The sequence below is a fragment of the Serratia sp. CY55921 genome, assembly GCF_052167655.1.
In the GTDB taxonomy this organism is placed as follows: domain Bacteria; phylum Pseudomonadota; class Gammaproteobacteria; order Enterobacterales; family Enterobacteriaceae; genus Serratia; species Serratia ureilytica.
This window is the reverse complement of record NZ_JBJNMU010000010.1, coordinates 65,822-90,467: the sequence shown is the minus strand read 5'-3', so window position 1 is coordinate 90,467 and position 24,646 is coordinate 65,822. Positions and strand designations below refer to the sequence as shown.

The following is a 24,646-nucleotide window of genomic DNA, read 5'->3' as shown; positions in this document are numbered from 1 at the left end:
TCCTCGGCCTTACGGGCTTCCTCCGCCTTACGGGCTTCCTCGGCCTTACGGGCTTCCTCGGCCTTGCGGGCTTCCTCGGCCTTACGGGCTTCCTCCGCCTTACGGGCTTCCTCGGCCTTGCGTGCTTCGGCTTCGGCTTTCGCTCTTGCCTGCGCGTCTAGTTCCCGTTGCAACCCTTCGTTACGTTGCCCGCTGAATACATGGAGAAATTGCGCAAACCGCTGCATGTATATTCTTTTTGCGTTCGCACCATCGCCTCGACGACAGGCATCCAGCAATTCACGATAATGCTTGTCGTTTTTTATATATGGGCAATTTTTCTTTCCGCAGATAAAACAAATATTATTGGCCAGACATTCTTTGACTTTTTCATCCAATCCGGGGATCGGAATTGCAGTGACCGTCAGGGTTTCCTCTCCATTTTCCCAATTCCAAGATCCGTTTTGCCAATATAATCCGGGTTCAGGTGGCACCCCGTTATTATAATTATACGGATCGTATTTAACTTCCCATTTATGCTCCATAAAATCTCCTTTTTGATATCTGTCATTTTGCACACAAACACTGTATTTATATATAGTGTTTGATGCTAAACCCTCCTCTCAAGCCCGTCAATCAAATGATAATCATTCTCGTCTGTGCCAAACATGACACAAAAAAGCAGCCGCCTGCAACGGCTGTCACAGTGACAAAGGTGGGTTAATCCCGGCTGCGCGTCCGTTCCCACTCCAGTTTCTGCAACCTGTCATACTCGCTGGGGATATTCTGAAAGGAGATTAGAGAGCATTAAATTTAAACTTAAACAATGAATTATCTCCTTAACGTACGTTTTCGTTCCATTGGCCCTCAAACCCCAGAGACAGAAAAAAATCCACTTCAAAATGAGCGAGTTGTTCCTCTATAGCTGAAAGTCGCGCCCTATCGCTTGTCATTTCACCTCAGATTTATATTATACTGTTTATACATACAGTATAATTATAATAACGCATTCGGTTTCCGACCAGAGGAGAACACAAGATGAGCAACGTATCACGCACCCGCACTCCGCAGGACTCGGCCGGCACACAGGAAAGTCGCGCCAAAGCGCTGCAAAGCGCCATTACCGCCATCGAGAAGGCGTTTGGCAAGGGCGCCATCATGCGCCTGGGCGACAACCATGGCATGGCTGTCGAACGTATCCCGACCGGCTCGCTCGGCCTCGACATCGCACTCGGCGGCGGCCTGCCAGTCGGCCGTATCACCGAAATTTACGGCCCCGAGTCGTCCGGCAAGACCACCGTCGCCCTGTCGGTCATTGCCTGTGCCCAGCGCGCCGGGCTGCAGTGCGCCTTTATCGATGCCGAGCACGCGCTCGATCCGCGTTATGCGCAGCAGCTGGGCGTCGATATCGGTGAACTCCTCATCTCCCAGCCCGACACCGGTGAGCAGGCGCTGGAAATCTGTGACGCCCTAGTGCGCTCCGGTGCCGTCGGGGTGGTGGTGGTCGATTCCGTCGCCGCCCTGGTGCCGAAAAACGAACTGGAAGGGGAGATCGGCGACGCCCAGATGGGGCTGCAGGCTCGCATGATGAGCCAGGCAATGCGCAAGCTGAAGGGCAGCATCAACACCACCCGCACGGTAGTGATCTTCATCAACCAGCTGCGCATGAAGATCGGCGTGATGTTCGGCAACCCCGAAACCACGGCCGGCGGCAACGCCCTCAAGTTCTATGCCTCGGTGCGTCTCGACGTGCGCGGCACCGGCAACGTCAAGGAAGGGGAGAGCATCATCGGGCGGGATACCAAGGTGAAAGTGGTCAAGAACAAGGTCTCGCCGCCGTTCCGCCAGGCGCAGTTCCGGCTGCTGTTCGGCGTCGGCATCTTCCGCGAGGGCGAAGTGCTGGATCTGGCCGTCGACGCCAAATATATCCTCAAGACCGGCGCCTGGTATGAGTATCAGGGGGAGAAAATCGGGCAGGGGCGCGAGAAGGCCGCCGGCTGGCTGCGTGACCGTCCCGACCTGGTGGCCACATTGACCGCGCAGTTGCGCACGCATTACCTGCAGGCGGCGCTGCCGGCCGCGGATTCAGCCGACGCGGACACGCCCCCGGATGACGATGCCTGGCAGAGCACGCCGGAGGCCGTGTGATGCCGGTACGCCTCTATGACGCCGGCGTGCCCTGCGGGTTTCCGTCGCCGGCGCAGGACTACCTCGAGCAGCGCCTGTCGCTGGACGACATCTGCATCCGCCACCCGGAGAGCACCTACCTGGTGCGCGCCGAGGGGCAGTCGATGCAGGACGCCGGTATCCTCGACGGCGACCTGCTGGTCGTGGAATGTTTCTACCGGGCGCAGCACGGCGACATCGTCATCGCCACCGTCGACGGCGAGTTCACCTGCAAGCGCCTGCAGCTGCTGCCCCGGCCGATGCTGTTGCCGGCCAATCCGGCCTTTGCGCCCATTCCGCTCGGCGACGACATCGAGACCGTGATCTTCGGCGTGGTGCGCCACGCCATTCACACGCTGTAACCCGGCCCGGTTATCGCCATCTGCCCGTTCCGCAAAGCCCGGAGAACCCCGCCATGTTTGCCCTGGTTGACGTCAACAGTTTCTACGCCTCCTGCGAAACCGTCTTTCGCCCCGACCTGCGCGGGCGGCCGGTGGTGGTGCTGTCTAATAATGACGGCTGTGTCGTCGCGCGCAGCCGCGAGGCGAAAGCCTGCGGCATCAAGATGGGGGAGCCCTGGTTCAAAATCGCCCGGGACGCCGAGCGGCAGGGCGTGGTGGCGTTTTCGTCGAATTATGCCTACTACGCCGACATGTCGCATCGGGTGATGGCCATCCTTGGCCAGCTAACGCCGCGACTGGAGGTCTACTCCATCGATGAGGCTTTCTGCGATCTGACCGGTATCCCGGCCGCGCAGCTTGAATCGCTCGGTCGCCGGCTGCGGGAAGAGGTGCGGCGCCGTACTCACCTGACGGTCGGCGTCGGGATCGCCCCGACCAAGACACTGGCCAAACTGGCCAACTATGCCGCCAAGACCTGGCACAAGACTGGCGGCGTGGTCGACCTGAGAGCGTCGGTGCGCCAGCGACGCCTGATGGCGCACGTGCCGGTAGAGGAAGTGTGGGGCGTTGGCCGGCGGATTGCCCGCCGGCTGGCAACGATGGGCATAACCACTGCGCTGCAGCTGGCCGACATGCCGGCGGCCGCGGCGCGCCGTCAGTTCTCGGTGGTGCTCGAGCGCACGGTGCGCGAGCTGAACGGCATCGCCTGCCTGGGCCTGGAGGAATTTGCGGCGCCGAAGGAGCAAATCGTCTGCTCCCGCTCGTTCGGCGACAAGCCCACCGAGCTGGACAGCGTCAGCCAGGCGATCTGCGCACATGCCGAGCGCGCGGTACAAAAACTGCGTGGCGAGCGGCAGTTCTGCCGACACATCTCGGTGTTCGTGGCCACCAGTCCGTTCGCCGCCGGCGAGACCTATTACGGCAATCAGGCGACCACCCGACTGGCAACGCCCACCCAGGACAGCCGTGACATCATTCAGGCCGCCCGGCGGGCGCTGGAACGGATCTTCATCGCCGGCCACCGTTATCATCGCTGCGGCGTGATGCTGGGCGATTTCACCAGCGAACGCGTGGCACAGTTCGGCCTGTTTGACGACGCGCCGCCGCGCAAAAACAGCGATCGGCTGATGCAGCTGCTCGACAGCCTCAATCAGGATGGTCGGGCGCCGGTGTGGTTTGCCGGGCAGGGTATTCCCGATCGGGCCGACGGCTGGAAGATGAAACGGCAGCGGCTGTCGCCGGCCTGGACTACACGGCTGCAGGATGTCCCAGTTGTGCGTCTGAAGTGAATGCGCGTCAGCGCATGCAGGCGACAACTGCCCTGTAAGAGAACACCCTAAGGTTAGGGTCGCCGGTAGCGCGGCATAGCCGCCCTGCTTTGATAGATTTCACCTATCCAGCCCCTCGCCCTGAAAAGCCAAATCCACTGAAAGCGTTGTATATCTTTCATTACGCGGTCGGAGTGGTCACAGCAAGGCGTAGCCGTAGCTGTGGCGTATCTCCGCGTTAGCGGGCCGTGAGGGCCGCTTACGAGCGTGTTAATCGATGCTTCAGCGATATTTCTGGCAGCGATTGAATGGTTAGTTACAGCATTTATCTTAAAGCCACTCTGTTCCGGGCCTTTGGCCCGTGGCGGGGCGGCTTTGCGGTGCTCGAGTTGTGAGAAAATGTGTGAGTTTGCCTGGTGACTTCTGCCCGCCTTTGGCGGGAGCTACTTTTAAGGCGCTTGCGCCGTTTCTGAGCGGCGCGGGTTTACCCGCTGTGAGCGAAGGCATTATCCACAGAGCAAAGCTCTTGTAAGGTCTTTTTAGGTCTAAATGAAGTTACAGTTACTTTGCATGTAATTCTTAGCAGGCATTCATCATCATCGAGTATTTGCATCTATATGTGGAAAACGCGCAACGGCTGGCCAGATCCTTTTATACGCCACCGCATTGGTGGGCTATCTCACAGGAAAATAGGACTAAAGGGTCAGTTCAGGAACTGCAGACGTGCCGAGACCTACGCAATCAAGCGCATCAATTGAAGGAAGGCGGAAAGCCGGGCAAAAGAGAAGGGTTATGGTGTGTCTGGCGGGGCTGACGAGGCCAGCTTACGCAAGGCATGGTAACGCTGGTCTACTTGACGTTTTAGCTCAAGATGGCCCATGGCCTCCAGCTCATCCTTGCTGTACATCTTTATCAAACCGTTAAGGATTTCAGTACGCGCTTGCTGGCGTTCCATCTGTAGCAGTTTCTGAGCCTGCCGACGCTGTTGTTTGAAAGAACGGTGACGCGCCCGGTGTTCAAAGGCCCGTTTTATATGCTGCTCTTTGGCACGCCGGCGGGCCTCTGACAGGGTGATAGGGGCTTCGCCCTGCTTGAGCAATCCCTGATTCATCCACGCCAGCTGCTGGTTTTGCGCCGCTTGATACTTACCCAGCTCATAGCCGATCAGGACAAAGAACAGTTCGGTTACCCAGATGATTTTAGGGATGTGGGAACGACTGGCCTCATCCCAGGCACGTTCGCAAGCGAGGGCACCCAACTCTTCCAGAGTAGTGATCGCCCGGCTGGCACGGGAGATACTTTTCTTGTCACCACTACCGGTAGATAACCCACACCAGTCGGAAAGTTGCTCAACACTGGCTTCAACTTTGCCGGTCACAATGTTCAAGCGGTCGCACATCGCCACCATCAGCGCGTTGATCGCTCTGGCCCGGTGTTCATTCATACGTTTAAATACCGGCCGCGTCAGTCCGGTTTTCTGCTGGACGCGCGGTGTGGTGTACCAGGCTTCATGCCTGGCCGGTTGATTTTCACGGGCAGCAGTTACCAGCGCCCGGATCAGGGCAGGTTTGTTCGCCCCAGCCTTGGGAGGTTGGTAAGAGGGAAAAGGATTGCTGACGTAACAGCCCCGAGAACTGACTGATGTCGCTTGTTCGATGATTGAGCGGTTATCCACCACTCCCTGCGCTTAAGTTGCACAGGAGGAGTTGACCTTTAAAAGGCATAAAACTATACTCCCTGCATAGAGCAACGCTTCTATACAGTTTTAAGTGAGCCCCGTTAATCTTTCGATCCCGCCAAGAATTGAGAAGATTATCGGGGTTTTTGCTTTTCTGGATTCAGCTCAAACTACCTCGGAACCCATTTCCAACCACCTTACGGCGTGGCCAACCAAAAAATTCTTACTCGCACAGCAATTTAGCACTCACAGGTTAAAGGATCAAGAAAGTAAGCCCATCATGCTATATTTCTGGCCTGCGCTTCACGCTCAATCAATCGAGCCAATACTTCAGCTTGTGTTAAGCCGTCATCTTGGCACATATTCATCAGCAATTCTTTAAGCTGAGGTTCCAGAAAAACTTTAACCTCTTTGTGAGTAGCTCTTTTTCTCGCCACTGAAGCACGCTGTTTATCAGCGTCACTGAGTGGATGCCCCTTTCTGTAAGGACGTTTCGATGAGGAAGTAACTGCGTTTACGGCCTGTGACATTTCTGCCTCCCCAAGGATCTGAAAAGGATCGTTTGGCAAAGCGTACTACAGAATCCGTAACTTAGCAGCATAAAAAGCATTTTTCAGTCCCGTTGGCGCGGGATGACAGATAAAAATGCAGAAAAAGCCGACAGCCTGAGCCCAGAGGATCAGGCTGTCATAGTGTTGCGGGAAGGAATGAAAGTGTTCTTAATACGACGAACGCCAATCCTTTCCAATATCCCAGCGCGATTGCCAGTGCGTCAGGTAGGTTTGTGCCACGCCAGGCATATCACGTAGCACCAGCGCATTTTCTGAGTTGTACCGCGCCGCTGCACGGCTAAAGTTAAATGACCCGGTCTCGACATTCACCTGGTCAGTGATGATCAGCTTGTCGTGCATTATCTTGAAATTATCGACGGTACGAACCGGGATACCGGCATTGACCAGCACGTTCATCGCCGCCTGGCTGGCTTTGTTCTGATTTCCCTTCGCATCGAGCACCACTTTCACATCGACGCCCCGATGCTTGGCGGTCGTCAGAGCCTTCACCACTTCGGGTGAGGTAAACGAATACCCCATTAACCGGATACTGCTCCGGGCCTCATTAAGCGTACTCAATACCAGCTGCAGAGCGCTGCCTTCCGGTGAGAACCCGACCTGCACCGAGGGGGCCGCTATAGCGCCCGGAACGACCGCCAATGTCGCGGCCAGACACCAGGCTTTTAGTGAGATCCGCATTATTTTGCGCCCCCGTATAACACATTCGCGTTCCTCGAGCTGACATCGCCCTGGACATGGCCACAGGTGACGTTGCCATTTCGCGTCTCGATGTTGCCAGTCACATTACCCGCCCTGACATTACCGTTAGTGCTTCGAACGGTGCCAACATTCCCCTGCACTGTCACATCAGCCTCTTCGGAATCAAGAACTTGAACATCACCAACGATCGTAATGGCGACCGCCACGACCTTTCCATCACCCAGCGACACCGTTTGGCCATCTGCAATCACCTGGTTACCACTGACACGGATATGATTACCATCGACGACAATCGTCTTGCCGTTTACTGTGATTTTCGTTGCCATTTTGCATTCTCTTTTGAAGTGTTGTCGGCCGGTTTCTCAACCGGAATATGTTGCATTTGATAGGCCATCAGACGAGGTTGTCCGACGCCTAACGCGATCGGCGTCCTCGCCTGCACCTGGTAACCACATCCCCGCGCCGGCAGATGCGCCAGCGCTGTTTCCCATAACAGGCTGGTGCTAACCGCCGCCGTCGGGCGTCGGCGCCAGATATGCAGCCATTCGTCTTCCAGATCATTGAGGGCGACCAGCGCGGGGTCGGTCAGCTGCAGGTTCTCCAGGTCTGAACGTGCAGGTGGCGCGTCCAGCCGGCGAACGATTTGCTGTATCCGGTCGGCACGTGGATAGCTGCGGCGAATAGTGGCCGGCGCCTGCGCCAGCAACGCATCGAGAGATGGCGGAGAAACCTCAATGAAACGGTTAATCTGTATCGCTTCTTTGGTAAACTTGTCGGCATCTGCGATATAAAGTGACGAGCCACGGATAACCTCCCCCCGAAACAGGGTGATATTCTCGCCCTCCTGCAGCTGCTGTACTTCTTCCACGCTGACTTTCTTTTGCTCACGCAGTTGCAGCCTGTCGTCTTCATCCCATCGGCTGCCAAGAACACCGTTCTGGCGCACCATCTGACTCATTTCCGGTAGATATTCAGTGCCGGCCATCAGCTGCAGGATTTCAAGGGTGTCTTTCGGGTCCATGATTTTGCCGGTAATACGCGTGCCCATATTCGCAATCAGCGTCCACACGCGGTCACCGGCAGCTGATTTAAGTCGCTGTGCTTCTTGCCCGGCCAGCAGCAGACAATACCCCAACGATCGAACCTGAGTGGCCAATTCACCCAATTTCTCGGTGTAACAGGCCCCCACCTCATCGGCTATCCACAGAAACGGAAACTTGTCCTTGTACTTGCGTACAACCATGATGTCTTCCGGCCGCCCCTCCAGCTTTTCTCCAAGATCCTGGCTCAGGATCATTGCCAGCTGAGACACATACAGTCGCCCAAGCGCCGCCGCCTCGGTCGCAGAAATTTCCAGTGCGGGGATGAGAATGACGAGGATGCGATCGTTGTGAACAACGTCTCTCAGGTCGATATCACCTGCATCGCGCGCAAACACATGACCGTAGGTGTCGTTGAACAGCGCCAACATGCGGGTGAACTGCTGAATGAGATAACCATGCTGGTTCAGCGCCTCCGGCGCCCATTCTGACGGTGAGTCCACCGTGGCCAGATCAAACCCCGCCAACGTGCCGAGATAGTTCTCCAGTGGTAATCGCGCCTCATCATGCCACTGTTCCTCCACAGACTGGATATAGAGCCGCGCAATACTGCGCAAAGGAAGATGGGCCTGAATGGTACGCTGCGACATCACCGTCCCTTCTCGCCGGCATTTGTACACCAGGGCAAACACCAGCGCCTGTATCATCGCCCGCGCCTTTTCCTGCCAGCCACCGTCGTTGCCGGCCGGTGGTAACATCGAGTCCATCAGGTTGATGATGTAGGTTTCTTCGGCGATGCCGAAGGCATTGACCGTATTGGTTTGCGGGCGGTTTTTGACATCTTCCAGCAGTTCCTGAGCACGGGAACGGCCGCCGGTGATAAAGTTCATCATCCGCAGGTCGTCTTCACGGCCAAAACGCCGGGCCATGGACGCAATGGCCAACGCCACGTCGTTCTGTGCCTTTGCGTCGGAATAAATCAGCCCCTTGCCCAGACCGAATTGGTTGAGCACATAACCCAGCAACGTTTCCGTCTTACCGGCACCGGTGGTACCAAACATCAGGATGTGCCGCGTCATGTCGTCCATTGACAACCACAACTCACGCCCCGCATCCCGGCCACGCAGGTATCCCAGATAGAGGATGCCGGCCGCTTTGCCCATGACAATACGCATGACCGTCACGGGCAAAAAGCCCCACATCTTGCCCGGAACCTGACGCTGCGTAGAAGGGTCGAGCCGGTCCATATCGCTTGGCATGCGCATCGGCATCTGCCAGGGCTCCATCAACATCGACGGCGCCCAGAACATCAAGACAGGCAGTGTTAACCACAAGGTGACCGGCCATACCACACCGACGATAACGGCGCCCACCATCCCCAGCGCCAGCCCTCCTGGGGACAACATCCAGTCTCCCAGGGCAGAGTGATAAATACGGCGATTAACGCGATTGCGCGCTATGCCGTAGTCAGTGGGTTGTTGCATCCGCCGTCTCCTTCTCGTTCAGGAACTGGCTCAGTTGGACAGGATCACGCAGAACAGCCTGAGGGACATAACGGCCATCATCAGCAATCACCCAGGGGGTGCCCGGAATGCGATAGGCCTGATAAGCCACCTCGTTGACGCCCAGCGCTTTTTCGGCCACATAACAGGCGCTGTCGGCTTTCTTATCGACCGCAGCCGCTTTACCCAGCTGAAGTCCATCGGTATCAACAGTAAATAGAGCCTGCCAGGCCGCCGGCCGCTGCGCCGGCGGCAAGCACAACACCGGGGTAATGGCGGCAATGGATTTTTCTCGCCCAATCACAGCCACCGGGAAGACGACCACGTTAGCCATTTGAGCCGCCGCCACTAAAGCCGGCTCCAGATGCCGGCAATTCGGGCAGTTGGGATCGGCAAATACATACAAAGTGCGATCGTGGCCAGAGGAATAGTTCACGGTGAACAATTGGCGGTCGGCAGCACTTTGCAGCTTCTGCGGCAGGGTTGACCGGACAGACGCGGGCAGCGCCCAGCCATCTTCTGGCGCGGGAGCCTGCGTTTGCTGGACAGGAACAGGCACTTCAGGGCGTTCAGCTTTAGTCTCATGAGGCGGAAGCGTCGGTGGCACAACCTGTGGAGCGGGAGCCAGGCTAACCTCGGGCCCAGGCTCCAGTTCCAACGGTCCCACCTTGCTGGAGTGCACGAGAGAAATACCCAGCATCAGTCCGATAAACAGCAACACACCAGCCATCGTCAACCGGGTACCCCATCGGGAGCCCCATTTTTCTGCCCGGTGCAGTTGTGCCCCGGACAACGCCGCAAGCAACTGATCGTTACTACCATTAGCGTTGGACTCAACTGTGAAGACATTTCCCAATTTGTCGCAGCACATCACCCCGGCGTCAGACAGGAAAAAAGTCGGCTGGCGGCGCAGGTCGACAGTACATAAAGTACGGACACTACCGCTCTCCCCAGTACGTTGAACGACTAACAGATCACCGCGGATGTATACGGAGAAAGGCGCATAGCCTGATTTTGCACGCATGGAATATCCTTTTAATTCGAATAAAGGTCGACACCAGAGCCTGATTGGCCTGGCGTGCTAATGGGGTTAATTCGGTGGGGGTGTTCGGATAAATCAGAGGGGTGACGCTAGGGAGCCGCTGCCGCCTCGCTGTCCGGCGGGTCGGTAATGGCATAAACAGCTGACATCACTGACTGTTCTTTCGCCTGACGCCGACGAACCACTGCCGGTATATACGGGTAGACCAGGCCCAGACTTTCCAGATCGGCCTGTAGCCCTTCAACGGCTTGTTCAACCATAATGCCCGGACGGGGCAATCGCAGCTTACTGGCACGAACCTCAGCGCGAGCCTGAGCAGCAATACCGGCACCTTCAACAAAAACCTTAGCGGTGTCTGCCGAATGAAGCCCATACCACAATGTACGGTCAATTCCCTTAAGCCAGCGAAAACGCGCCGGGGGCAATCGCAGGTCACGGGCATATAACCCAACGAGTGCACTGCGCACATATCCGTGCCCCGCCAGCCACTCGTTGACACCGGGGGCCTGAATCACTCGTTCAAACGCTGCATTGGCCAACTGGAACAACGGCACTGGAGAAACCCGCCTACGCCTTAAAAATCGCTTCACTACACAGGAACGATTAAGATCATCCAGTAGTTGTGACGCCGCCGCACGATCGTTCAGGAATACCTGCAGACCAAATACAGCCAGCAAAGCGCGCTCGTAAGGATGCCAATTTGTCACATCACACAATGGTTTACCCAGCTGCGCGGTGAACACCGCCGCGGCTGCAGCCCTATCGAGCGTCTTGCGGTGAACAAGTTGAAGTTGCGCGGTGAAGTCTTCGGGCCTTAGCGCCCAAACGTTAGCCGGGGCGGGATCATTCATCAAACCATCCGGGCCGGAGGCCATAGCCAGCACGGGCGTCACGGAAGGGGCAAAGTTGCTGGCCAATTGCGGCAACGTATGAATATTGATGGGGCGTTTGCTGCGAAATGCCAGTACAGGGTGCTGCGCCAGCGCGATACCACTGGCCACGACGATCGGCACCAGAAACAACATGAAGATACCTGAAGTGGCATTCATCACTGTCAACCACTCATCAAAGGTGACGTCGACGGCATGATTGGCCGTATCGGCCAGCAGGTTGATTTTTTCACCGACCCAAAAATGGATACGGGGAACATCCACCGCTGTCCAGAGCCAGTACAGTACCCAGCAACTCCCGTAGACAAACGAATCAAAAAAGAGCCAGCACAACAGAACGGCAGCACAGAAGGCCAGGAACATTTGCCCTTGATCGCCATCCCATGCACTTTGCGATGGGCGGTTATACATAAGGAATGACTCGCAAAAAAGAACACCGGCTATAAGCCGGTGTTGAGGGTGTTTGCCACCTGGTAAGGTAGCCAGAGGAGAAAGTTAGGTGTCAGGCCAGGCGGGGGATCGCGATATGGTTTTCACGCTCCAGCTGCTCACGGTGAATATCAACATACTCAGAGAACGGCATCGCCGGCTGATATTGCTTGAACTCCATAGAACCCAGCGTATCAAACCAGCGTTGAGCCCAAGGGGTTGCAATTTCAATACGGGGCAATTCCGGAAGCTTGGTGTAAAGGCGGAACATTTTTCCTTCCACTTCCCGATTGGTCCAGTCTTTCATATCCAACCCAACCACGTCGACTTCACCTTTGCGGATACGATGCACATAAAGGATGGTGCCACGTTTGATATCAATGCCCAGGTACTTACCATCACCTTCATGGTACATCTCATAGCCCTGTTCAGGCATAAAATACTCAGGGTCTTTAACATCGTTCGTGATGACTTTTAGAATACGACGTTTACTTATGACCTGCTTAGTGAAAATAGCGACAGGGATGAGTATCGCGGCCCAGATCAAACCGTAGAAAAATAGCTGGTAAAGATCACCGCTTTTTAGAACATCGCTTAACGTCAGCAGTGACGCCAAAGCTAAAAATAGAAGGCAGGGTAACGCTAATACCATATAAAGGATTTTAAAAACCCAAGCCCATCCTTCGCGTGTAGTTTTCAGTCGCTGCACCATAGTTTTATCCTCCAACAGCCGTTGATGACATTATACCCAACAACTGTACATTTGTCAGGGTATTTTCTACTGAATTCCATCAGCCCCATTACCTTTTCCGGTCCTATTCGGCATATTACGGACACCAGGAATTCGTTGAGATCCAGTCCCGGCCGCCCCGAACATATTTTTCATATTATCGACCAATCCGCCCATAACATTATTCCCTTCACGACCACCAAGGAATGAGATCACATAATCCGGTAGAGATGCCTCTAAACTGAATAGCCGTGTAACTCCAAAGGTTGAAATGCGTGCATATATCATCAACCAACCAGCCATTTTAACCAATCCCATAATCGAGTCCGCATTGGCATTAGCCAGTGCTGAAGCAAACAACAGATTGAGCACCGTGCCACCGGCTATTGCTGACACTGAAGCGAAAAAGAACCCCAGCACCATAAGAGAAGGCCGTAACATCATGTCGATTAAAAATATATAGCCATAGGCACTACGACTTCCCTTATCCTCCTCGGCGCCCAAATGCGTCGCTGACCACATTGGTCCGGCTCCACACCCAATCAACACACTGACAACCCAGTTAAAGAAGCCAGTCATCCAGAAAATAAAAGGTACTGCCGGTAAGAATATGGCTAATGAGAATCCAATAGCCAAAAGCGCAAACATAAAGAAATAGAACATTGGCGCCATCGCACCCATAACATCCTTAACCACTGCGCCGGCATCAACCGCAAAAATTTTACTTGCCCACCCTACAGGTGAGTTACTGGCCGCTGATGCAATCGCCCAAGTACCGGCATAAGCAGCCATCAGGGTTTCAGTAGTGCCTAAGGTATAATCACCGATCTCCTGCATTTTAATTAATGGGTTTACTTGACCGTTGAAATCGGCGTCAGTACCCAAGTTTTTTGTAGCTATAAGGGTTGTGAGTTTTTGGATTGGGCTTTTTAAAATTCCAACGAATACTGAGTTCGGATCTTGAGCTGCACCGGCTGCACTAATCTCACTCTCCGTTTGTGTTCCCAGGGGTGGTGTATAGGTACTGTTCTGCACCTGCGCGCGATAGGCCGTAAACACCTGATTGTACAAATCTCCTGTACCGTGCTCGCCCACACCACTCATGCCACTGGTGATTGGGGTGGCGTTGGCCACATCATTGGTTTTACTGTTAGCTGTCGCGAAGGTGTGATACCAGGCCCCCAGAGCAACCCAGCCATAACTCTTGATCTGATTGACCAGCTGGCTCTGCAGTGAATCCTTATAGTTGATTTGGTTCAGCGCTTTATTGACCGTATCTTCATAGTCAGCCGCCGCATTCTGGATATCAGTTTCCACATCCTGAAAACTGCCACTGTCTTGATCACGCTTACTCAAATAGGTATCGACGAAGTCCATTGCCGCCCGATCCAGTGACGCCTGCATCCTGTCCAGCGCCTGCTTTTGTGACGCCACCACATTGTCGGTATCGACCTTGCTATCAAATAACACATTCCAGACGCCGCTACGGGCAGAGTTAGGTGTTTTCGCCGACCCACAAATGGCGCTGCCATTACCGGTCACATACTCACCGTTGCCTCCTTTCGTGCTCATCAGCGGCGTATTCGCTTCCCCTGACGCATAAAGCGCCTGCAGTTCGCGGTTGATGGCATATTTGCACAGGTTCATTTCAAAAATGGCCCGTGCAGCTGAACGTGTCGCCGGCGCAGTCGGCTGCGTAACCATGGAATATCCGCTGGCCATCATATCCGCCGCTTTATCGGTTAGCAGATTGGCGCTCCCGACACCCATCACCGACGCAGCCCACAGCATCACCAACTGCGAAATCGACCACCCTGAACCGGTAGGCACCAAAGTGATAAATCCCGCAAAAGTCATGATCGGATACAACATCGAGCGGGCGCCATTAAAAACACGCCCCTCATGGCCAGCTTTGACGACGGTTTTCATCGTCACGGTCAAAAACCAAAACAGGGCTATGGCACAAAGTACACCGTTGATAATGGCAAACAGAGAGCCAATCAACGTTTGTTGCCCGGGGTTAAAGGGATGTAGCACTACATCCCCAAAGATCATGACCAGCGCCTGGCGCGATAAGTCATTGGTTTTCTGTGCAGCATCAGCGATGGTCTGATAATTCACGCCATCGGCGAACGCCGGCCAGGAAAAGAGCAGCAGCAAGCCTGCTGGCCACAGCCTTTTGAGAAATTTCATCGTGTTGTCCGTATGTTATGGCCCCGGCGGATCGCTGGGTAGAAGGCAGGGAAGGAAATGAGGCGTCAAAGGAGATAACGGCGATGTACTCCCGTTATCAGCGCCAACATCCCAATGACATCGTTTGCCGGCAACAGCGGTTTTCCGACCGAAAATCCTCGAACGTGCCCTTTTCCTCTGCGCTGACACGCCGGGTAGTGAGTTGCCACAGACGATACGTTGCGATCAGCGCCTTGACGTAGCCCGCCGCCCCTAACAGCACCAAGATCAATGCCGCGATCGTCGCTCTCAGCAAGATGGCGCCGGGCAAAGTGGTGAAGCTCGCCAAAAGCATCAGCGACAAAATCAAAGAAAGCCCGCCGCAAACCAGCATCAGGAACCACCAAAATGCCCGGATACGGACATAGTTGGTGCGAAGCTGCTCAATCGGAACCCCAGCAGCCGCCACCGCTTGCGCCCAGGTCAATGGTTCACGTTTAACCTGCTGACGAGCACGAATCATCGCCCGTGCTCTCGCCAGATTATTCAATATCGGCCGGACGCCGCTGCGGTAAATCACCCCAAGATCAGAGAGGGGGTTAACCAATGCCACCCCCACTTTTCCTACACGCCGCCACGAAGAGGCGGCAGGCTTCTGCTTACCATGCTCAGTTTGCATTCGCGGTTACTCCTGCGCTCATCTGATTAGACAACTGCTGCAGCTGCGGCGCATATTGCGCTTTGGCCGCCATGGCCAGCTGCTGTCCCGCAATCACGTTCGCTTTTCGCAACTCGTTTTTAATGCCCAGCTGTAGCCAGTTGCCCAGGCTCTGGACACGTACCAGCTCCCGCGTCAGGTTATCGCCACTCATTGCCTGCAAGTCAGTTTCATAAGCGGTATTGGCGTATCGCCGGCCAACCTCGAACGCCTCATATTCCCGTTCGCTCATCACCCCGGACTTCTGTGCCTCCGGACTCGCCGTCGCCGAAAAATACTGGCTGGCCGACGGGCTTTGTAACGACTCCCCCAATGCCTCACGGGTAGCGGGGTTAGGCTGGCTGGCTGCAATTAAGTCCAGCTGGGGCTGCGAGGCCGCACTCTGTATTGACTTATATTGCGTCAGCAACCCCTGATACTCACGGCCGGTGGCCGATTGAATATCCCCCTTCCCCGGCGTGCGTCCGGCATCATGACGGGACGAGTTTTTCATGTAAGCCATCGCCGCATCGACTTGTTCCTGATTGAAGGTCAGATCAGGTGCTTTACCGACAGCGCCCGCACCATCCATCAGGGAACGCAACTCAATATCGCCGCCGGGCAACGGGGAGACCTGTGGGCAAAGATCCGTTCCCCCGTAGGTTGCCGCTTCTTCTGCCGTACAGTACGCCGCATGCACAGCCGCACTGCGATAACCACCTTGACGGGGAGCCACAGGAAGAGATGCCACACTCTTGCGAACCATGGCGCTGCTAACCCCGCCGCCGCCGGACAGCCTTGATGCGCTGGAGCGTGTCTGCTTGCTGACCTGCGTAGCCATACCGGAAGCCGACTCGCTGCAGATACTGTCCGTTACCGTAAAGCTGTCACGAGCGCGCTCCAGGCGCTCTGTCTGACGGCCAAAGATATCGGCCTCTCGCTGCGCGCGTGCCGCTTCAGTCACCGCCGAGACTTGCTTATCACTGGCCTGTACGATAGCGGTACCTATCTGGGTTTCCGTTGTGAGGATCTCCGCCAGCGTGGCATTGATAGTGCCCATTGCCGGCATCACCTGCATTTCAATCGGCGCACTGCCGGACACATAAACGGTATACGCGGCCGCGGGCTGGCTCAGTCCGAGACTGACCGCCAGCGCGACCACTGTCGCTGAGTATTTCATGATTTTTCTCGCTTAGATGTGATAGCCGCGTTTGGCAATAAGCTCTGAGGCAAGTTGACGCGTAACATTGCCGGCATCGACATCGCCGGCCTGCTTTCTTCGCAGTTCGATCAACTTCTCCGCAGTACCCTGCGGAAAAGCTTCGGCCAGAATGGCGCGCGCCGTTGACCCACCAACCTGCTCGTACAACAGGCGGCGGAGTGGACTGTCTATCGGTGAAGAGTTCAGCGCCCACAGTTCAAGGGGCCCGAGTGCGTTTTTCAATATTCTGGCGAGCGTGCCACTGCCCTTGATACGAAAGATGCCCAGGAACGGCACGCCACTCCCGTCGGGCGCTGGGCCTGTGCCGCAGCGCTGGAAATTACGCAGGGTAACCTTAGGCACCTTGAAGCGGTCGACCAGCAGCGCTTCATCATCCGGATCGACTTCCATCATAAACAGTGAGTTAGCCGAGCGGAGGATGGCGTCAGGGAAGTCGCGCATATACTGAGAGGACAACACGGTGCGAACCCCGAACTTACGTTGTTCACGGTCCTGGGTTTCCAGCATCGGGAAGATAAAAGGCACTTTCTTGGCGTTATGCAGTTCGTCATACCCCTTTGTCTTCACCTCCTGATCCAGCTGTTCCAATCGCTCGATATGTAATGCGTGATAACGCTTATCGACCGCGGCCAGTAACGCGTCTCGGTACTGAGGCAAAACGAAGTCACCGCCCGCCACCTGCCCGGCAAACAGGAACATGATCCCCGTTTTGAGGTGCCCCTCTTTACTGTCGTCGCCCATGACGTTGTTGAGATCAATGGCAATAACCCGGGTGCGGGGGTTAATTACAAATTGTGTGCGCCCAGCCAGCATCTTGAAGTCACCGACCGCGTCGTTCATGCAACGGAACAGATAATCCAGCAATTTTTCCTGGCTACCGTCACGCTGGATCTCGCCATAAGCACTTTTAATCTCATCGAGGTTCAAGATCCGGGTCATATCCGACAATTCAGGCACGGCCTGAAACTGCGCCAGCTGGGCCTCCCGAACGTACCCGCCGTCGAACAACAGGTCGCGAACCTCATACCACACCGCTTTCTCCCACCAGTCTGCATCGAACCGCTCGAACAGCCCTAGCTTATCCAAAGCCTGGTCAACACACGCCAGCCCCGGCAGTCCGCGACTATAGAGCTGAGCACCGCTGGTTTCAGCATTGATAGAATAGGCTTTACTGATAGCACGATTGAGAATTTGGCGTGTATCCCGTGCGTTCGGCGGTATTCCGGTCTCTGGATCGATACACATGGCGGTCAGCATGCTGAGTATCCAGTTGCGCTCAGGAGGGATCGGGTACCGTGCCCCCAACTGGATATCAAACAGGTTCCGGCAATGCGCCTTATCGTTTTGCAACACTATGCCGATCACTTCATCTTTCCGCTCAGGGGGTAAACTGTCCCGCAGCAAAGCAATCTGCCCCTGCATCGAGAACCCCTTATCTACACCGGCAAAAAACGGCAGATTTTGCTGGGCACTGGTGATTTGAATATTACCCAGGGCATTAAGTAATACCGATTTACCCGTACCTGGTGAACCCGATACCAGGCTGGTCAACTTGTTCTGCTTACTGGTGGCCAACCCCACAGGGTAGAGTTTGCCATCCAGCGTAGGGAACAGTGCGTTGCCATCGTCTTCCCAGGCAGAGGCCGGGCGCGTCAGTGGGGCCAGATTCAGCGCTTCGGATAGCGGCGGATACAGTGGATTAGGACCACTGCCTTTGCTGGATGCCACCAAAGTGGAAACCCAGGCACGAACGGGATCGCCGAAGGTTTGTGTCACCTCGCATACGCCCCAGGACTGGAAAGCCTGTGTCAGTAGCGTCAGATTACGGGTCACCGCCTGCGGGCTGTCCCCCCAGGTGGCCGCCGTTATCGTCATCACGCAGACCGGTTCATTTCTATCAGCCTGGGAGAGTGCTGCAATGGACTTCCAAATCGGTCGCAATGTCGGTACGAACGCCATAAAGTCGAGCGTCCCTTTTTTGACGCCCAGCGCAGCCATCCCGCCAGGCATCACATCCATGCGAACCCGCCAGGGCACCGCGCGCGGTACCAACGCTTTAAGATGTGCAAACGACTGAGGGGTTTGCGGCCCAAGAACGACAGACAAGGTGCCATGCCACACGCCATTAATGCGCAACATATTGCCCTGCGGGTGAACATCCTGATTCATCAGCTGGAAGTTCAGCCAAGGCGCCAGGAATGGCGTATGGTCTTCACCATCACGTACGCCATGCGGCATGATAGGATCGTCCGGCAACAACGGCCGCCAGTGTTCGGAGGTGCCGGCGCGATCAACTTGTTCGCGTAAGGCATGACCAACTGAGTGCGCGTCCAGGCGGCTCAGCAGTACACCTTCCCCGTTGTCCTTCAGCGCCGTTTCTATACCGCTGAGAAAGGCGTCATGCCTGATTTTTTGCCCCACCATCTCCGCCAACACCGGATTTTGGCCAAAACGCGCATCCGGGCTTTGCTGGATAAGTGCCTTGAGGCGTTTGTTTTCGTCCTTCAGTTCGTGCGCTGACAACGCCTTGCGCCCGGTATAACACACCAGATAGCAGCGTTCTCGTGACACCCAGGGGCTTATTTTGGCCACCCGCTCATCGAGAATCTCCTTCAGTGCAATACCGGTACGCCGAATGGAGCGGTATTGAGGTGCCATCAGGCGTCTGACCTCTTCTTCCCCGCGCGAGGGATCATCCTCGTAAACCAGGCTGAATTTATGACCATGCCGGCGATATACCGCATTCAGCGATTCGGTCATGCGTTTGATGCGCCCCATCCAGGAAAACGGGGCATCAGAGGGGGCAGTTTCATCAGTGTCGCAAAAACTGCCGGCGACGGAGAAGGCCGAACAATAGTCACCGTCATCAGTCACCAAGATATAGGGGGCCTCCAACTCAGGATGGCGTATACGGTCGTCATCTGTCAGGCGGATCACCGTCTGCAAATCACAGTAGTCAGGCAAATCCCGCGACACGGCAAAGCGGGATGTTGCAGTAATTATCTCTTCAATCCAGCGGATCGGGCTCAGCATACAAATCACTCCGGCGGTAAGTAGGCAAACACCAGCTCGTTAAGGCCTGCGTCGCTGTTTTACCTTCTGGCAATAACAGCGACAGATCATCGAACACATCAGGTGGGAACACGGGTACGCAGCCAATGAGGCGTTGTTGCAAGCGTGCCCGCTTGCCCGGGGGCAATCGCAACATGGCGGCAGCAAACTCGCCGACGCGCGCCGTTCCCCATGCCCCTTCCACTTCGCGCGCATGGAGCACCATCCAGCGCCACAAACGTTTTCCTTCACGTTGCTGCGCGCGATTGCCGGCAATCATCGCCAGCAAAATCTGACGCTGCAGATGAAGGGCATTCGTCAGAGACGTGCCTGGAAGCCAGACCAGCCGGGCATGCGCTGCGGTGGGGCTGTCAAGATGTCCGGTGAGATAACACAAGGTGCATACCGCATGGGGTTCATCAAACCCTGCTCGGGCCCCCTGCCACAGCCTGCGAATATGCAGGCCGCAACATTGACAACGTGAACCTTCCATCTGCAGCGGCAACGGTGTTTGGGGATCGCCGCTGATATCCAGCGCCAATGGGGCCGGCATTAACTGAGCGTTAGTCATGGCAGCACCTCCACCAAATGCCGTCCGGGGCATCACCCGAAATATGTCGCTGTGCCATAGCGTCACTCCATAAAAAAACGCTCCGGAAGCCCGGAGCGCATTTCGTTTAACCGACGTTGACCGGCGTCAACCCCACCTGTGTTTGCGCCCGTTTGATAATTTCCGGCACCACGATGAGGCAAACGCCAAACAGGATGGACGCTAAGATGTGCCAGGTCTTAACTTGCGGGTTATCTTTCTTGTTTTTGGCAGCTATGAGTCCACCGATAACAAAGAAGACGCCAGCGAACTGCGCGATGGTCAGCGACGACTTGATGCCAGACTTCGCACCTTCAGCAGCCCGATTTGCCATATCAGCAATATCACCATCGGCAAATGCAGCGACAGGAAGAGCTGCAGCAGCCGCGGATAAAAACGCACTAAGTCGCTGACGTAACCATGTTTTCAGGAAATAAACGCGCACGGAAAGATTCAGCATCATGTCATTAGGCATGATTAACTCCTTGAAAATGAAAATTGTTATTTAATGAAGGATGAGAGTGCGCTTACGCGCGGATGAAACCCGGCAGGCTTACAGCATGCCAAGGGATTTTTGCAGGGCATCAAGCAGATAAGGACTGCAGACCATCATGATACCCAGAGTGAATTTCAGGCTTCCGGTGGAAACGTCCTGGCTGGCCGATAACCCCGTATGCCCATCTTTAAGTGAGCGGCGCCAGGTCAACATCCCCTGCAGCGCGATATAAACGCCAAATACGCGGATCAGCGTCAGCATGGCGTTCGCGGCATCGGCCGCCACGCCAAAGGTACCGACATCCACATAGCTGATGGCGTCGAAGGTCGCCCCCTGCCACCCCACCTGTCTGGCGGCAGCCCCGATCATTTGATCTAACCCCGCCAGCCCGCCGCACAGCAGCAACCAGGCGATAACCTTCCCTCCACCGGCGGCCTGCCCCGGCGACTTGCGTGAAGCACTGGCGTGGTGGGCCAGAAAAGTTATCGCGCCCACCACGGCAAACAGCATGGCCAGCGTAAACCCCAAACGGGTAAACGCCCCCTGCACGTTGTGGGCAAGATTAACCAGCAGCTGGATAGCATCACTTCCGTTAGGCATAGCACTTACCTCACTTCAGTACGCCTGCGCTGGTGCTGACTTCACGCGCCTGCGCATCTATGTCGGTGATCGTCACTCGCCCCAGCCGATCGCCTGCTTTGACCGCCCAGGTTTTACCCTGCCAGTACACCCACGCCATGCCATTTTGCACCGCATCAAGCCGCATGCCGGCAAGCGCAGAACGGGCCCGGGGAACCGCACGGTCGTTAACCTGCGACACCACGGCTACGGGCTTTGCTTCAAGCACGGACAACCGGACAAGCAGTTGGTTGTTCTGCGCCTGCAGGTCTGCCATTTGCTGTTTCATCGCGGCCAGCGCGGTACTCTGCGTTTTCACCGTATCCGACAAACGGGAAATCGCCGTGCGGTTGGTTTCAGCAAAAGAACGGACACCACCGACCATGGTAGCGACGTCGTTTTGCAGTTGAACCGCATCCGCGCCCCCGGCAGAGGTAACGGGTGCCAACGTCACTGGCGCCGGAGATTGCACATACTCAGATTCACTAAATGCGTCCGGTGTTGCTGCCGAACCGCTGTCACCGCCATTCAAATCTGGGGCAAACAGATAAACTGCCGACAGTCCCAGTGTAAGAACGGCCCCAGCCAGCCAGGGCAATGTGAGACCAAACAGCAACTTGCGTTGCATTAAGCCAGGCTTGGCGGGCATAGGATGTGTTGGCGGAGATTCAGACGGGGTGGTTACTGTCGGGGCAGTCGAAAATTCACTCATATCTATTCTCCCGAGTAATCTTCTGGACCAGATGCTCATGTGCACACTCTGCGGCTTCCGGCCACGGGTTCATCGACGCCGCTTGCTCGAGGTTTACGCTGGGCAGGCCGTTGAAGTAACTCTCGAGCGCAACGCGCCCCTTTTCAAACCGATGATCGGTATGCATAAGACGGTACAACTCGGACACCCTATCTGAAGATACCCAGTCCTGAAGCAACCTGGGGGATATCACGTCAGGCTCACAGGCGTGCAAGCAGGCCAGCGCACAGTTCAGCGCCTGCCGTAGTTGACCTTCATTTAGCTGTTTTCGAGTAATGCCCGGATCAATTTTTCGTGCCATGGGATAGCCCTTATTGCTGTTGCAGCCTGCGCTGCGCTTCGATTCGTGCCTGTGTTTGTGACCGCCAGTCACTCTCTGTCCGCGGCATGCTTTCCGTCGGTGTCACCACCGGTGATGTGACCATGGGCGCCGCCGTTGTCCCCGCGTTGACCGCATCGGTTGAGTAAACCCCGCGCATGAACTGGATCGCGACCACCTGTTGCTTATCGACAAGGACCTGTTTCGGCGGTAACCGTGCCGCATCACTGCTCAGCACGTTTGCCGCTTGGCTGGCGGCGCCGCCGGCAATAACACCGGCGACGGCTTTACCATCCGGGGTACCCGGCCGCGTCGTCACCGCATTGAAGCCGTTCGTTACCACCTGCGTATTGGCTTGCGCATACATCTCGCCGATACCGCCGATCCCCTTCATCACCGCCGGCAATACAATGCGCGAGAAGTAATGGTTATTGACGTGGGAGGCGACGCTCGGCACCAGGCTCTCATCATTCAACGCATACGCGTCAACCTGATAATTGACGCCCCCAAAGGCCATTTCGGTGAAGTGGATCACGACACCATCTCCCGCCAACTTCGCGCCGGTGGGGGCTTTAAGTACCGCGCCGGCATAAGGCCCCGATACAAACTTCCCCAAGACCGGCGTCGTGCTGTTATCCGAATCCACACCAATATCAATCACCCCCGGTCCACGCCAGTAGGGAGGGATGACCACAGAAGGCGTGACCGGTGAACCTCCCTGACCGGCATTCAGCGAAGCCGTTTGCACCGATACGTTGCCTGGCAAACTGGCACTCCAGCTGCCAAAGCCCGAAACATCATCACCGCGTCCTCCGGATGCATTACCCTCCCCACCGCCAAGTGCCTGAGCCAGTTGTATACCGGCGGGTGGTGTTGTCGAATCCGCTTGCGGCGTCATCTGTGCCAGTAACGCATCCAGCGCTTTCTGACGCCGCTCGTCCTGCCGTTGCCTGTCAGTATCGGCCTGACGTGAGTCGCTGCGTCCCTGCCGGACAGAGGGGGCTACCGATGGTTTTCGCGCATTTGCAGCCTGTGAAGGCAGCGTCACCGGCTCCTGCTCCAGCGGGATAGACGCGATAAAGCTGCTGTTGCGTTGCTGCGCGGCCGTCACGCCTTCCTGGTTATACTGGCGCAGTAGCTCTCGATACGCCGGTGTCTCAGCCCCTTTATTGTGTACCGACGCCCCGACGCGATTGATATCAACCTGGGATGGCGCCGGCGGAGGAGTCGCCAGCCAGCTCCAGAGAAAATAAGTCCCCCCCACCAACGCCACCACGGCAGAGGCCACCAGAGTCAATGTCAGTTTTTTATCCCTTCCTGCATCATTTTCACTCGCCATGTCTTACTCCAGAGCAATGTTCAGCGCGGTGGTTTTTCCCATAACGGAAAACGTCACATAAGGCGTTACCGGCAACTTCCACAGGTGAGTGCCATCGGCAGAGGAAAGCGTCGCTTCAAACTCATCACGAATATCGGCGCGCGATCGGATGTACAAATCATCCCCCAGTTGCCATACCGTCGTGTCCGGTACGCCCCCCGTCACTTTGAGCCGCCGCGCCTCTTTAGGCGGTATGCCGTCAAGGAAGGTCTGCAGCGTACTGTCATGCAGGCCAATGCGACTTTCCGGGATCGCTGTCGCTTTGGCAGCTGGGCCGCGCCGTGGAACACGCATATCGAGCCGGCTGTCTACTGTCCAGGTTTTGGCATCCGTATCCGGTTCGCCGCTGGTGACGTTCAGCACGATGGGCACGGACAGCCCACTCAGATAAACGGTGATATTGCCGCTGACAAAAGGTTGCTTGGCATAGACCACCATTACCGGGCTGTCAGGCACCCAGTAAATCTGGAAGGCCGGATTACCGCTGATCGGCGCTGCACCCAATTTCCAGGGAGCACCGGTGCTGTCGATAAACGTCAGCGAACTGGGGTAGTTCATTGCCGTTCGCACCAGGGGCAAACTGGCCCCCGGCGCCAGGTCGACGGTCAGCGCGCTGATGCGTGGTACCACCGCCACGGGAGGTGATGTCATCGCCCGGTTCACCTCGGACTGACGCGCCCGCAACTGCCGGATCTCATCCGGCGTCAGTGGAGATACGGCCTCCTCAGCCTGGGCATACAACGGTGAAGGCGGGGGCAGTGGATCGTTACCAGATAATCCGGCGCCATTCGGTAATGGTGGTTCAGATATCGGCCTCGCTGCCGGTGCCGCCGGCACCGCAGCCGTGGGCGCCTGACTTTGTGACCAACCCGACGGCGCAGAGGCAGCGGGTGCCTCTGCCCAGGCCGGCGCCGTCATCAGCGCCAGCAAAGTGCACATAAGGGTATTTTTCATGGG

The 24,646-nt window shown here is 56.2% G+C and carries 22 protein-coding genes and 1 pseudogene; 3 read left to right on the top strand and 20 right to left on the bottom strand.

Annotated features, from left to right (window positions below; genetic code table 11):
* Window positions 1-524: pseudogene (locus ACJ8M3_RS24130) on the bottom strand (hypothetical protein); the annotation flags it as partial.
* 493 nt (window positions 525-1,017) lie between these two features.
* On the opposite strand from ACJ8M3_RS24130, the gene recA reads away from it, so the two are divergent.
* Genes recA through umuC form a run of 3 tightly spaced genes read left to right on the top strand, consistent with a single transcriptional unit; the run spans window position 1,018 to window position 3,835 of the window.
* On the top strand, window positions 1,018-2,127 hold the full coding sequence (recA, locus tag ACJ8M3_RS24125) for a recombinase RecA (RefSeq protein WP_442514779.1): 1,110 nt from the start codon (window positions 1,018-1,020) through the stop codon (window positions 2,125-2,127).
* On the top strand, window positions 2,127-2,507 hold the full coding sequence (gene umuD / locus ACJ8M3_RS24120; RefSeq protein ID WP_052475507.1) for a translesion error-prone DNA polymerase V autoproteolytic subunit: 381 nt from the start codon (window positions 2,127-2,129) through the stop codon (window positions 2,505-2,507). The genes recA and umuD overlap by 1 nt, the downstream gene beginning before the upstream one ends.
* 53 nt (window positions 2,508-2,560) lie before the next feature.
* Window positions 2,561-3,835 carry a translesion error-prone DNA polymerase V subunit UmuC gene (gene umuC, locus ACJ8M3_RS24115; RefSeq protein ID WP_442514778.1) on the top strand — a complete coding sequence of 425 codons (1,275 nt, stop codon included), beginning with the start codon at window positions 2,561-2,563 and terminating at the stop codon, window positions 3,833-3,835.
* 769 nt (window positions 3,836-4,604) lie between these two features.
* Here umuC and repA read toward each other — a convergent pair.
* The 19 genes from repA to ACJ8M3_RS24020 form a co-directional block, all read right to left on the bottom strand.
* The gene (repA, locus tag ACJ8M3_RS24110) at window positions 4,605-5,489 is read right to left on the bottom strand and encodes a plasmid replication initiator RepA (protein WP_256979950.1); all 885 of its coding nucleotides are present in this window, start codon (window positions 5,487-5,489) and stop codon (window positions 4,605-4,607) included.
* 281 nt (window positions 5,490-5,770) lie between these two features.
* A complete protein-coding gene (locus tag ACJ8M3_RS24105; protein WP_072270501.1) occupies window positions 5,771-6,022 on the bottom strand; it encodes a replication regulatory protein RepA in 252 nt (83 codons plus the stop codon).
* 189 nt (window positions 6,023-6,211) lie between these two features.
* A complete protein-coding gene (locus ACJ8M3_RS24100) occupies window positions 6,212-6,742 on the bottom strand; it encodes a phospholipase D family nuclease (RefSeq protein WP_435958749.1) in 531 nt (176 codons plus the stop codon).
* On the bottom strand, window positions 6,742-7,089 hold the full coding sequence (locus ACJ8M3_RS24095) for a hypothetical protein (protein ID WP_442514777.1): 348 nt from the start codon (window positions 7,087-7,089) through the stop codon (window positions 6,742-6,744). Before ACJ8M3_RS24095 ends, ACJ8M3_RS24100 begins: the two co-directional genes overlap by 1 nt.
* Window positions 7,068-9,287 (bottom strand): F-type conjugative transfer protein TrbC, encoded by a 2,220-nt coding sequence (gene trbC / locus ACJ8M3_RS24090; RefSeq protein WP_435958750.1) that lies wholly within the window; start codon window positions 9,285-9,287, stop codon window positions 7,068-7,070. Before trbC ends, ACJ8M3_RS24095 begins: the two co-directional genes overlap by 22 nt.
* Window positions 9,271-10,329, bottom strand: a complete 1,059-nt coding sequence (locus tag ACJ8M3_RS24085; protein ID WP_442514776.1) for a DsbC family protein — start codon at window positions 10,327-10,329, stop codon at window positions 9,271-9,273. Before ACJ8M3_RS24085 ends, trbC begins: the two co-directional genes overlap by 17 nt.
* Window positions 10,330-10,436: 107 nt before the next feature.
* Complete coding sequence (locus ACJ8M3_RS24080) at window positions 10,437-11,648, bottom strand: secretion/conjugation apparatus DotM-related subunit (protein WP_442514775.1); 1,212 nt, start codon at window positions 11,646-11,648, stop codon at window positions 10,437-10,439.
* Between the two features lie 91 nt (window positions 11,649-11,739).
* Window positions 11,740-12,378, bottom strand: a complete 639-nt coding sequence (gene excA / locus ACJ8M3_RS24075) for a plasmid IncI1-type surface exclusion protein ExcA (RefSeq protein WP_094887954.1) — start codon at window positions 12,376-12,378, stop codon at window positions 11,740-11,742.
* A gap of 66 nt (window positions 12,379-12,444) precedes the next feature.
* Entirely contained in the window at window positions 12,445-14,589 is a 2,145-nt protein-coding gene (locus ACJ8M3_RS24070) for a DotA/TraY family protein (protein ID WP_442514774.1), read from the bottom strand.
* 97 nt (window positions 14,590-14,686) lie between these two features.
* The gene (gene traX / locus ACJ8M3_RS24065; RefSeq protein WP_336844475.1) at window positions 14,687-15,247 is read right to left on the bottom strand and encodes a conjugal transfer protein TraX; all 561 of its coding nucleotides are present in this window, start codon (window positions 15,245-15,247) and stop codon (window positions 14,687-14,689) included.
* Window positions 15,237-16,448 carry a conjugal transfer protein TraW gene (traW, locus tag ACJ8M3_RS24060; protein ID WP_370739165.1) on the bottom strand — a complete coding sequence of 404 codons (1,212 nt, stop codon included), beginning with the start codon at window positions 16,446-16,448 and terminating at the stop codon, window positions 15,237-15,239. Before traW ends, traX begins: the two co-directional genes overlap by 11 nt.
* A 9-nt stretch (window positions 16,449-16,457) precedes the next feature.
* Window positions 16,458-19,520 (bottom strand): ATP-binding protein, encoded by a 3,063-nt coding sequence (locus ACJ8M3_RS24055; protein WP_442514773.1) that lies wholly within the window; start codon window positions 19,518-19,520, stop codon window positions 16,458-16,460.
* Window positions 19,495-20,109, bottom strand: coding sequence for a conjugal transfer protein TraT (locus ACJ8M3_RS24050; RefSeq protein WP_072271415.1), 615 nt, complete (start codon window positions 20,107-20,109; stop codon window positions 19,495-19,497). The genes ACJ8M3_RS24055 and ACJ8M3_RS24050 overlap by 26 nt, the downstream gene beginning before the upstream one ends.
* Window positions 20,110-20,215: 106 nt before the next feature.
* Window positions 20,216-20,602: a DUF6750 family protein gene (locus ACJ8M3_RS24045; RefSeq protein WP_060441975.1), complete on the bottom strand. Its 387-nt coding sequence runs from the start codon at window positions 20,600-20,602 to the stop codon at window positions 20,216-20,218.
* Window positions 20,603-20,680: 78 nt separating this feature from the next.
* Window positions 20,681-21,223 carry a conjugal transfer protein TraQ gene (gene traQ / locus ACJ8M3_RS24040; RefSeq protein ID WP_060432364.1) on the bottom strand — a complete coding sequence of 181 codons (543 nt, stop codon included), beginning with the start codon at window positions 21,221-21,223 and terminating at the stop codon, window positions 20,681-20,683.
* A gap of 10 nt (window positions 21,224-21,233) precedes the next feature.
* Complete coding sequence (gene traP / locus ACJ8M3_RS24035; RefSeq protein WP_218829066.1) at window positions 21,234-21,953, bottom strand: conjugal transfer protein TraP; 720 nt, start codon at window positions 21,951-21,953, stop codon at window positions 21,234-21,236.
* Window positions 21,946-22,293, bottom strand: a complete 348-nt coding sequence (locus ACJ8M3_RS24030; RefSeq protein WP_060441973.1) for a hypothetical protein — start codon at window positions 22,291-22,293, stop codon at window positions 21,946-21,948. Before ACJ8M3_RS24030 ends, traP begins: the two co-directional genes overlap by 8 nt.
* A gap of 10 nt (window positions 22,294-22,303) precedes the next feature.
* On the bottom strand, window positions 22,304-23,650 hold the full coding sequence (traO, locus tag ACJ8M3_RS24025; RefSeq protein ID WP_442514772.1) for a conjugal transfer protein TraO: 1,347 nt from the start codon (window positions 23,648-23,650) through the stop codon (window positions 22,304-22,306).
* Window positions 23,651-23,653: 3 nt separating this feature from the next.
* Entirely contained in the window at window positions 23,654-24,628 is a 975-nt protein-coding gene (locus ACJ8M3_RS24020) for a DotH/IcmK family type IV secretion protein (protein WP_218829068.1), read from the bottom strand.
* Window positions 24,629-24,646 lie beyond the last annotated feature (18 nt).

Excerpts from the sequence above, each read along its gene's own strand:
- ACJ8M3_RS24070 (WP_442514774.1), bottom strand. The coding sequence starts at position 14,589 with ATGAAATTTCTCAAAAGGCTGTGGCCAGCAGGCTTGCTGCTGCTCTTT.
- umuD (WP_052475507.1), top strand. The coding sequence starts at position 2,127 with ATGCCGGTACGCCTCTATGACGCCGGCGTGCCCTGCGGGTTTCCGTCG.
- ACJ8M3_RS24055 (WP_442514773.1), bottom strand. The coding sequence starts at position 19,520 with ATGCTGAGCCCGATCCGCTGGATTGAAGAGATAATTACTGCAACATCC.
- ACJ8M3_RS24085 (WP_442514776.1), bottom strand. The coding sequence starts at position 10,329 with ATGCGTGCAAAATCAGGCTATGCGCCTTTCTCCGTATACATCCGCGGT.
- ACJ8M3_RS24030 (WP_060441973.1), bottom strand. The coding sequence starts at position 22,293 with ATGGCACGAAAAATTGATCCGGGCATTACTCGAAAACAGCTAAATGAA.
- traQ (WP_060432364.1), bottom strand. The coding sequence starts at position 21,223 with ATGCCTAACGGAAGTGATGCTATCCAGCTGCTGGTTAATCTTGCCCAC.
- umuC (WP_442514778.1), top strand. The coding sequence starts at position 2,561 with ATGTTTGCCCTGGTTGACGTCAACAGTTTCTACGCCTCCTGCGAAACC.
- traP (WP_218829066.1), bottom strand. The coding sequence starts at position 21,953 with ATGAGTGAATTTTCGACTGCCCCGACAGTAACCACCCCGTCTGAATCT.
- excA (WP_094887954.1), bottom strand. The coding sequence starts at position 12,378 with ATGGTGCAGCGACTGAAAACTACACGCGAAGGATGGGCTTGGGTTTTT.
- recA (WP_442514779.1), top strand. The coding sequence starts at position 1,018 with ATGAGCAACGTATCACGCACCCGCACTCCGCAGGACTCGGCCGGCACA.
- traX (WP_336844475.1), bottom strand. The coding sequence starts at position 15,247 with ATGCAAACTGAGCATGGTAAGCAGAAGCCTGCCGCCTCTTCGTGGCGG.
- ACJ8M3_RS24045 (WP_060441975.1), bottom strand. The coding sequence starts at position 20,602 with ATGCCTAATGACATGATGCTGAATCTTTCCGTGCGCGTTTATTTCCTG.
- ACJ8M3_RS24095 (WP_442514777.1), bottom strand. The coding sequence starts at position 7,089 with ATGGCAACGAAAATCACAGTAAACGGCAAGACGATTGTCGTCGATGGT.
- traO (WP_442514772.1), bottom strand. The coding sequence starts at position 23,650 with ATGGCGAGTGAAAATGATGCAGGAAGGGATAAAAAACTGACATTGACT.
- ACJ8M3_RS24105 (WP_072270501.1), bottom strand. The coding sequence starts at position 6,022 with ATGTCACAGGCCGTAAACGCAGTTACTTCCTCATCGAAACGTCCTTAC.
- ACJ8M3_RS24100 (WP_435958749.1), bottom strand. The coding sequence starts at position 6,742 with ATGCGGATCTCACTAAAAGCCTGGTGTCTGGCCGCGACATTGGCGGTC.
- ACJ8M3_RS24080 (WP_442514775.1), bottom strand. The coding sequence starts at position 11,648 with ATGTATAACCGCCCATCGCAAAGTGCATGGGATGGCGATCAAGGGCAA.
- ACJ8M3_RS24020 (WP_218829068.1), bottom strand. The coding sequence starts at position 24,628 with ATGTGCACTTTGCTGGCGCTGATGACGGCGCCGGCCTGGGCAGAGGCA.
- ACJ8M3_RS24050 (WP_072271415.1), bottom strand. The coding sequence starts at position 20,109 with ATGACTAACGCTCAGTTAATGCCGGCCCCATTGGCGCTGGATATCAGC.
- trbC (WP_435958750.1), bottom strand. The coding sequence starts at position 9,287 with ATGCAACAACCCACTGACTACGGCATAGCGCGCAATCGCGTTAATCGC.